The 4,745-nt window shown below is 66.9% G+C and carries 5 protein-coding genes and 1 other RNA gene; 3 read left to right on the top strand and 3 right to left on the bottom strand.

Annotated features, from left to right (window positions below; genetic code table 11):
- Nucleotides 1-272: 272 nt before the first annotated feature.
- Nucleotides 273-425 carry a hypothetical protein gene (locus AB4Y86_RS12360; RefSeq protein WP_441402520.1) on the top strand — a complete coding sequence of 51 codons (153 nt, stop codon included), beginning with the start codon at nt 273-275 and terminating at the stop codon, nt 423-425.
- Nucleotides 426-559: 134 nt separating this feature from the next.
- Here AB4Y86_RS12360 and rnpB read toward each other — a convergent pair.
- Nucleotides 560-951: RNase P RNA component class A (gene rnpB / locus AB4Y86_RS12355), an RNA gene on the bottom strand.
- Nucleotides 952-1,061: 110 nt separating this feature from the next.
- On the opposite strand from rnpB, the gene AB4Y86_RS12350 reads away from it, so the two are divergent.
- Both AB4Y86_RS12350 and AB4Y86_RS12345 read left to right on the top strand, forming a co-directional pair.
- Nucleotides 1,062-1,979, top strand: a complete 918-nt coding sequence (locus AB4Y86_RS12350) for an SPFH domain-containing protein (protein ID WP_441402519.1) — start codon at nt 1,062-1,064, stop codon at nt 1,977-1,979.
- Nucleotides 1,980-2,043: 64 nt separating this feature from the next.
- On the top strand, nt 2,044-2,808 hold the full coding sequence (locus AB4Y86_RS12345) for a YaaA family protein (RefSeq protein ID WP_441402518.1): 765 nt from the start codon (nt 2,044-2,046) through the stop codon (nt 2,806-2,808).
- 60 nt (nt 2,809-2,868) lie between these two features.
- On the opposite strand, the gene AB4Y86_RS12340 is transcribed toward AB4Y86_RS12345, so the two are convergent.
- Nucleotides 2,869-3,606 (bottom strand): zinc ribbon domain-containing protein, encoded by a 738-nt coding sequence (locus AB4Y86_RS12340; RefSeq protein WP_441402517.1) that lies wholly within the window; start codon nt 3,604-3,606, stop codon nt 2,869-2,871.
- Nucleotides 3,607-3,784: 178 nt separating this feature from the next.
- Nucleotides 3,785-4,678, bottom strand: coding sequence for a Nif3-like dinuclear metal center hexameric protein (locus AB4Y86_RS12335; RefSeq protein WP_441402516.1), 894 nt, complete (start codon nt 4,676-4,678; stop codon nt 3,785-3,787).
- Between the last annotated feature and the right edge of the window lie 67 nt (nt 4,679-4,745).

The following is a 4,745-nucleotide window of genomic DNA, read 5'->3' as shown; positions in this document are numbered from 1 at the left end:
ACCTTCCTAAAATCCACCGCACACGTCCTCGTGTGCGGAAGTCGGCCGCCGGCGGGTCTCCGGAACCTAGGTGCTGCGGGGATTCGGTCCACCCCGTGCGCCTGCTTGAACCGCAAAGAAAAGCCGCCGGCTGCGAACGCAGACCCGGCGGCAGAACCTCTACGTTCGCTCTCCATTCTAGGGCGGCCGGGCGGCTCCGCCGGGCCCGGCCGGCGTGAAATCACTCACACGCAATCCGGGCCGGTGGTCCCCCCGTCACATAGGATGACCGCATGGGACTCATAGTTGCACTTCTTGTCGTTTGGCTCATCCTGTCGATCCTGGGCTTCGTCGTGAAGGGCCTGCTTTGGCTGGCCATCATCGGCCTGGTCCTGTTTGTCGCGACCGTGGTTTGGGGTTGGGTGAAGCGGAAGGCGAAGGCCTGATCCGACACCTGGTTTTGACTGGAGGGGCTGGCACCACAAGGTGCCGGCCCTTTCGTCTGTCCGCGGGGTTGTCCGGCTCAGTGTGTGGGTTCCCGATGCGCTGGCCGGGGCCTCGCGGCCGCCGGCGCGGTGGTGGGATGGGTTGACCGATACGCCGGGTTCTGTGTTCCCGCGCTGTTACCGGCGCGGGAGTAGCGGCCATCCATCTACGGACGCCGTTGCCGACGCCCTCCAGCAGCCTACCCGGACACTCGGGCGAGCAGCCCTCAAACGTGCCCTGTCTGGCCTTGCTCCGGGTGGGGTTTACCTAGCCTTCCCGGTCACCCGGGAAGCTGGTGGTCTCTTACACCGCCGTTTCACCCTTACCTGCTCCCTGGCCGTGCGGACACGGCTCGGGGCAGGCGGTCTATTCTCTGTGGCACTGGCCTGCGGGTTACCCCGAGTGGGCGTTACCCACCACCCTGCCCTGCGGAGCCCGGACGTTCCTCGAGCCACTTGCGTGACGCGCGGCCGCCTGGTCAACCCATCCGTCGTTCATTCTACGGTCTCCCCGACTGTCCCGCCGCAGCGGCGCCATTTGGCCACGCCGGTGGGAGAATTGAAGCAAGTATTCCGCTAGTCGAGGAAGCGATTCGGATGGACGTTACCGCCGTCGTCGTATGGCTGATAATTCTGGTTCTGCTGTTCATCGTGGCCCGGATGTCGATCCGGATTGTGCGCCAGTACGAGCAGGGCGTGCTGTTCAGGCTGGGCCGGGTAATCGGCGTCCGGATGCCGGGTCTGCGCTTGATTGTTCCGGTGATCGACAGGCTCCAGCTGGTCAGCCTGCGGATCGTGACCATGCCGATCCAGTCCCAAGGCATCATCACCCAGGACAACGTCAGCGTGGACATCTCCGCGGTGGCGTACTACCGCGTGATCGATGCCGTGAAGTCTGTCGTGGCGATCGAAAACGTGGCCGCCGCGATCAATCAGATCGCGCAAACCACGCTGCGGAAGGTGGTGGGCCGGCACAGCCTGGACCAGACCCTGTCCGAGACGGAGCACATCAACAGCGACATCCGCGAAATCCTTGACGCCCTTACGCTGGAGTGGGGCGTCGAGGTGACACTCGTGGAGCTCAAGGACATTCAGCTGCCGGAGAGCATGAAGCGTGCCATGGCCCGGCAGGCCGAGGCTGAGCGGGAGAAGCGCGCAAAGATCATCGCCGCCGAAGGTGAATCGATCGCGGCCGCGGCGCTGGGCGAAGCCTCCGACACGATGATGGCGCACCCGTTGGCCCTCCAGTTGCGCAACCTGCAGTCGCTCGTCGAAATCGGTGTGGACAAGAACACCACAGTCGTCTTCCCCGCCCCGCTGATGAGCACCATCGGTGAGCTGTCCGCGTTCTTGGCGCGGGAATCCCGTGCGGCCGGGGTAACGTCGCCGACCGTGGCCCCGGCAACGGCTCCGTCGTTTGTCCCCTACGAGGCCTCCGCACCGGCTCCGGTTCCGACCCCGGTCGCGGCCTCCGCAGCGGCTCCTGTGGCAGCGGCACCCGCCAGGGTGGCGTGAGCGGATAGCCTGCCAACGCTGGTCGCGGCCATCCCGCCGTCGCAGCCGCCGGTAGGATCGTACGGTGCTGATTCTGCTGCCACCCTCCGAAGGCAAGACCCCCGCCACCGGCGGCGACGCCGTCGAACCGGCGTCACTCAGTTTCCCCGGCCTTAATGGCCACCGCGCCAAGGTCCTCGAGGCGCTCGGCACCGTCAGCGCCCATGAGGATGCGCTCGCCCTGCTCGGCGTCGGCACCTCCCTGAAGGCCGACGTCGAACGCAACACCCGGCTGCATGCCGAGCCCGCCGCGCCCGCACACCAGGTGTACTCCGGGGTGCTCTACGACGCGCTGGACTACCGGTCGCTGACTTCCGTGCAGCGGAAAAAGGCCGATGCCTCGGTGCTGGTGATTTCCGCGCTCTGGGGTGCCATCCGCTTTGCGGACCGGGTGCCGGCGTACCGGCTGTCGATGGGCACGGCGCTGCCCGACGTCGGACGGCTGGCCTCCTTCTGGAAACCGCAACTGGCGGCAGCCCTCGCCGCGGAAACTGCCGGCGGGCTGCTGGTCGATTGCCGCTCCAGCACCTACGCGGCGGCGTGGGCTCCCCCGCCGGAACAGACGGTGGCCGTGCACGTCTTCACCGAGGTCAACGGGGTCCGCAAGGTGGTGAGCCATTTCGCCAAGCACACCCGCGGGGAGCTCGCCCGGCACCTGTTGGCGCGGCGTGGCAAGTCCCCGGAGACGCCCGCGCAACTGCGGAAGGCCGCGGCCGAGAAGTGGTCCGTGGAACTGGTTGACGGCACGGCCCGGAAGCCGCACGCCCTCAACATCATCCTGCCCAACTAGCTCGCATTAGGTGGCGTTTTCAGGGCTCAAAGCGACAACAAGTGCCAGCCAGTTGGGTGGTTAGGCCCATTCGGCGGAGCGGACCAGGATGCACCCGGAATCGGGGCAAAAGACGATGTCGTCCTCCGCGGCGGCCTTGATTTCAGCGAGGTCGCCGGGGCTCAGCTGCATGCCGGACCCCTCGGAGGTGCCGTGGAAAAGCCGGGCCGCGCCGACGCCCCGCTTGGCGAGGGTCTTCTCGTAGACGGCAAGCATTCCGGCGTCCAGGCCGGCTGCGAACTCGGCCCGGTGGCCGCGCACCACCGTGGCTTCTGCGGCCACTTCGGCCAGCTGCTCATCGAGTTCGGCACGGATGCTGCCGAAGGAACCTTGGATGTCATCAACAATCTGCTGTTGCGTGGCCTGGCGCAGGCGCAGCGAATCCAGCCGCTCCAGAACTTCGAGTTCGACGTCCTCCAGGTCCGAGCGGCGCTTGTTCAGTGACGCGATGTCGCGCTGCAGGGCCACGAGGTCCTTGGAGAGCCCGGTACCGCTGTTGAGCCTGGCCTCGTCGCGTTCGATCCGGGAGGCGACCTGTTCGACGTCGGCTTCGGCGCGTTTGAGTTCGAGTTCGGCGTCGTGCACCGCCACCTTGGCGGCCCCGAGTTCGCCGTTGGCCACTCCGAGGGCGGCTTCCAGGTCGGTGATCCGGGGGTCGCTTTCAAGGCTGCGGCGGCGGTTGGACAGAGACTTGAGTTTGGCATCCAGTCCCTGCAATTCAAGCAACTTCAACTGTTCCGCCGGTGCTGCCTTGGCCACTATTTCCTCCGCGTGTTCACATACCGGCCGGAGCCGGGCACCGTACCGGCGCTCTTTAGACTCTAGCGCCTAGCGTGCTCCCCGGCCTCGCTACGTCCCCACCGGCTCCCAAACCTCGCTGCACTCGGTATGGGTCCCTCGCCGGTGTGGGCCCGGCGACGGACCTCGCCCGCCAGGCTTAGCCGGGAGTCAGAATGAAGTCCCACGGGTCGCTGTTGGTGTTGCTCACCCGGATTTCGATGTCGTGCCCCTGGTCCGTCAGCACGTTTCCGAGAGCCTCGGCGGCCGCCGGCAGCCACAGCCACTCGCTTGCAAAGTGCGACACGTCGATCAGGTAGGGCCGGTCGTTGACGGCGGCCTCGCGGGCCTCCGACGCCGGATGGTGCCGCAGATCCGCGGTCAGGTAGACGTCGGCGTTGCTCGCGCGGACCTCATTGAACAGCGAGTCGCCCGCGCCGCCGCACAGGGCCACCCTTCGCACCAAACCGTCCCGGTCGCCGGAGACCCGCACACCGCCGGCAACTGAGGGCAGAATGCCAAAGACCCGCGCGGCAAAATCCCCCAGTGTCTGGACGTCGGGGAGGTCGCCGACGCGGCCGATGCCCTCCTCGGGAAGGCCGTTTGTGGCGGGAGTCAGGGGCACCACGTCCTGCAGGCCCAGCGCGTCGGCCAACACGTCGGAGACGCCACCGACGGCGGAGTCACCATTGGTATGGACAGTCATCAGGGCGGTCCCGGACTCAATCAGCCGGTGGACGGCCTTGCCCTTGGAGGTATTGGCTGCTACCGAGGTGACGCCCTTGAGCAACAGGGGATGGTGCGTGATCAGCAGCTCCGCGCCCCAGCTGACGGCCTCCTCGATCACCTCGAGCGTGGGATCGACGGCAAACAGGATCCGGCTCACCTCGGCGGACGGATGCCCGGCCACGAGGCCCACCTCATCCCAGTCCTCCGCCAGTGATTCGGGCCAGAGCTCCTCGACGGCCAGCAGGATCATGCCCAGCGTCGCGGCCGAGCCGGGGCCGTCGGCTTCGGCGGGCTGAACTGAAACGTCGGTGTTCTCAGGTTCCATACCCTCATTTTTACCCTATCCGCGGCGCCGGCAGCCTCGGCAGGGCGTTCCGTGAACGCCGGAGTCC

Source organism: Arthrobacter sp. 2YAF22_2, from assembly GCF_052114645.1.
Lineage (GTDB): Bacteria > Actinomycetota > Actinomycetes > Actinomycetales > Micrococcaceae > Arthrobacter.
Note: the sequence above shows the minus strand (reverse complement) of the source record. Positions and strands in the feature narration are given on the sequence as shown.